Consider the following 3,219-nt stretch of genomic DNA (forward strand, 5'->3'; position numbering starts at 1 on the left):
GGAGCGTCCATATATGTCTTAATTAAATACGGTCTCAATTAAATACGTTGAATCAAGTAATGTCTATAGTCGAAATAACAGAAAGGTCATGGCAAGGAATCCTTAAGGTGCAAGAGGAAGCATATATAGGAGTTCCACCAGAGGAAGTTGGTGTACTTAAAAGCAAATGGGAAGCATCGCCTGAAACCTGCTTTGTGTTTCAGTCCAGCAGCAATGAGATTTTAGGGTACTTGCTCGCTCACCCTTGGAATTCCGATGAGCCACCTAAATTATTTGAAGAGCTTCCTCGCAAGTCTGCTGGTGATACTTTATATCTTCACGATTTGGCGGTAAGTAATAATGCCAGGGATTTAGGTGTAGGTAAGCAACTGTCAAGTAAGCTTATAGAACTAGCTAAATTGAGAAAATTCAATCGTGTACTTCTTGTCGCTGTTCAAGGATCAGGGGGGTATTGGTCCAAGTTAGACTTTCGAGAGGTTCACAATGCAACTATTTGTTCAAGTTACGGCACAAATGCCAATCTAATGTCACTAAATGTTCAGGCATAATAAGCGCAAACACACGGACGTCAAAAGTAGTGTTGTTGCGTTGGGTTCTCAAGGAAGTTATGAGTATTTACTAAGAAAAAATGATTTTTAAGTTGGGTGCTTCCATGACCTTGAAGCTCTAATACCGAACCACGATGGTGTCAAACAATTCGTGACTTGGGTAGCGGGAAACGCAATGGGAGAAGATCACGACATCCCTGAAATGAAGTTTGGCTGCTAATTGGATCACTATCTTGACTATGATGAGATTGATCCAATTTTACATTTTGAAAGAAATGTTTATGAATATATGGAGTCGAGTAAATCAGTTGTAAACTCATTTTTGAGGCAGACAAATGCTTAATAATACTGTCAATAGGACATTTTTGATTTGCTTCGTTTTGCGGTGGCTTCGCTACTTTTTCGTAAAATCCAATACATAAAAAATGCCTATTACAGTGGCGTTATACGACAGGTAGCATCGGAGGAAGCTGTAGTGCCAAGTAAAAATTTAAATGCTCGCATTCCTGCTTACAAAAAGGTATTCGCTAGTGGAGAAATTCAGAAAACGTATCAAAGCCTTGTTGGGGTAGTTCAAGATCTAAGAACTGAGTTCAAAAAAGCCTATAAAGGTAAGTACTCAGTTGCAAATGTACTACATGGATATATCGACTTTACTTACTTCTATCTGCAAAACGATTATCTTAAAAAGCACAGACTCAAGCTGGCTATTGTTTTTAATCATCAAGAGGTACGTTTTGAGCTTTGGCTACTTGGGCAAACAAAGGATGTTCAGATTAATTTTTGGGAGAAGCTGAAGGGTGAGCAATGGGTAAACGAAGACTTAATTCCAGAATGGTCAATCTTTGAAATTGTAATGATCGCCAATCCTGATTTTGACGATACCAAGCAGCTTTTAGAATCTATTCAGAGTACATTTATTGAATTCTCAAATGAAATTTTTGAGGTACTAGAGGCATATGAGTAATGACACAAGCTGTTCTTATTCTGGCATCTAATCTAAATGTTCTAAGCCCGGTTACAAAATATATAACGTTGAATAACTAGGTAATGTAATCAGTAATAAAACCTTATATATTAGTTTTAAATTTAAACCTGAAATGTATCTCTTAGGAACAACAATCAGACTATGGATTATCAGACTTTTCAGCCTCACCCAGACTTAGAATCGCTAATCAGTTGTTATTGGACTTTGGAAGTTCCTAAAACGGAAGAGACGCAACGACAGCGAATCATTCCTGATGGCACAATTGAAATGGCGTTTATACTTGGCGATGATATTAAACGCTATACATCGGAAGAAGGTTTTATTATTCAGCCTCGCGCTATGGTGTTGGGCCAAACGATTGATCCTTTTTATATAGAACCCACAGGTTACGTTAATACCTTTGCCATTCGTTTTTACCCTTATGGTTTTGCCAACTTTGTGACTGCGCCTATCAGAACATTGGCAAATAAAGAGACGCCAATAAATACCTTATTTGAAGAAGATATCGCAGATCAACTTGAGCAAGACATCATTCAAGCTACTGGTACAAAACAGCGGATCGAGATAATTGAATCATTTTTTCTGAAGAAACTCAGTGATCAGGTGAGAGTTAACAGTATCGTTAAAACAACGGTAGAAACACTTTTGGGAACCAAGGGAGGCACTTCCATTAGTGAAATTCTTAAAGAAGATTTATCTAAAAGAAGACAGCTTGAAAGAATGTTCGTAAAGCAAATTGGCGCTAGCCCGAAGCAATTAGGCAAATTGATTCGCTTACAAAGTGCTTTAAAGATGCTGCTTAACGAAGAAGGAGAGAGTCTTACTCATATTGCCTATCAACATGACTACTACGACCAAGCGCATTTCATCAAAGACTTTAAGGCCTTCACTGGTGTCGCGCCAAAAGACTTTTTAGGAAATGAAAATATGGCTCTCTCTTCCGCTTTTTATAAGTAATTTAAATCTGTCGCATTTTTACAATTCTGTTTCCCTCCATAAGTTTAGTTTTGTTTATACATTTTAATTAGTCGCTGCGAGGCCATATGAGAAATGTAATCACTAGACTTAGCCTGACCTTAGCAATGTGTATATTTAGCTATTCTGTTTTTAGTGCAGATGATGCTGAAATGGAAAGGCAAAAGAGCGGAACAAACATTAATAAAAGTGAAGCAGATATGAATACTTATATTTCAATTTTCGAAATTCCAGCAACAGATATTTCACGAGCAATTGAATTCTATCAAGCCATTTTAGACATGAATATTGAGAAAGTGGAAATGCCAGGAATGGAAATGGGCATACTCCCCTATGAAGAGCAAGCGGTTACTGGTGTCATCTTGAAGGAAGAAGGTTTACGACCTTCGGCAGATGGTGTGACAATATATCTCAATGGTGGCGAAAACCTTCAAACCATTCTTGATAGAGTTGAAAAGAATAGCGGTAAAATTCTCATTCCCAAAACAGCCCATGCGGATGATATGGGGTATTTCGCTATTTTCCTTGATTCAGAGGGTAATAAAATGGGCTTACACTCACCAAATTAAGTGTAGAAAAAGCGAATAGCTAATGAAGAGTTCTGTTGGTTACATCAGGCAGGGTTAGGTTTGTTAGTTTTCATAGTAGTTCTTATAGGACAGCCATTTAAATGTTAAATACTTTAATATGGCTGATGGGATGGACGCT

The 3,219-nt window shown here is 37.7% G+C and carries 4 protein-coding genes; all 4 read left to right on the forward strand.

The window, feature by feature from the left end:
• Positions 1-59 precede the first annotated feature (59 nt).
• The 4 genes from TW85_RS25000 to TW85_RS25015 all read left to right on the forward strand — a co-directional run bounded on the left by TW85_RS25000 (position 60) and on the right by TW85_RS25015 (position 3,080).
• Entirely contained in the window at positions 60-548 is a 489-nt protein-coding gene (locus TW85_RS25000) for a GNAT family N-acetyltransferase (RefSeq protein ID WP_046019859.1), read from the forward strand.
• 370 nt (positions 549-918) lie between these two features.
• Positions 919-1,515, forward strand: coding sequence for a hypothetical protein (locus tag TW85_RS25005; RefSeq protein ID WP_202904907.1), 597 nt, complete (start codon positions 919-921; stop codon positions 1,513-1,515).
• A 162-nt stretch (positions 1,516-1,677) separates the two neighbouring features.
• The gene (locus tag TW85_RS25010) at positions 1,678-2,493 is read left to right on the forward strand and encodes a helix-turn-helix domain-containing protein (protein ID WP_046019860.1); all 816 of its coding nucleotides are present in this window, start codon (positions 1,678-1,680) and stop codon (positions 2,491-2,493) included.
• An 86-nt stretch (positions 2,494-2,579) separates the two neighbouring features.
• A complete protein-coding gene (locus TW85_RS25015) occupies positions 2,580-3,080 on the forward strand; it encodes a VOC family protein (protein ID WP_238326294.1) in 501 nt (166 codons plus the stop codon).
• Positions 3,081-3,219 lie beyond the last annotated feature (139 nt).

This window comes from Marinomonas sp. S3726 (assembly GCF_000967665.1).
Classification (GTDB): Bacteria; Pseudomonadota; Gammaproteobacteria; order Pseudomonadales; family Marinomonadaceae; genus Marinomonas.

What these genes read in the sequence shown, in the direction of transcription:
- TW85_RS25000 (WP_046019859.1), top strand. Translation starts at nt 60, where the DNA reads ATGTCTATAGTCGAAATAACAGAAAGGTCATGGCAAGGAATCCTTAAG.
- TW85_RS25010 (WP_046019860.1), top strand. Translation starts at nt 1,678, where the DNA reads ATGGATTATCAGACTTTTCAGCCTCACCCAGACTTAGAATCGCTAATC.
- TW85_RS25015 (WP_238326294.1), top strand. Translation starts at nt 2,580, where the DNA reads ATGAGAAATGTAATCACTAGACTTAGCCTGACCTTAGCAATGTGTATA.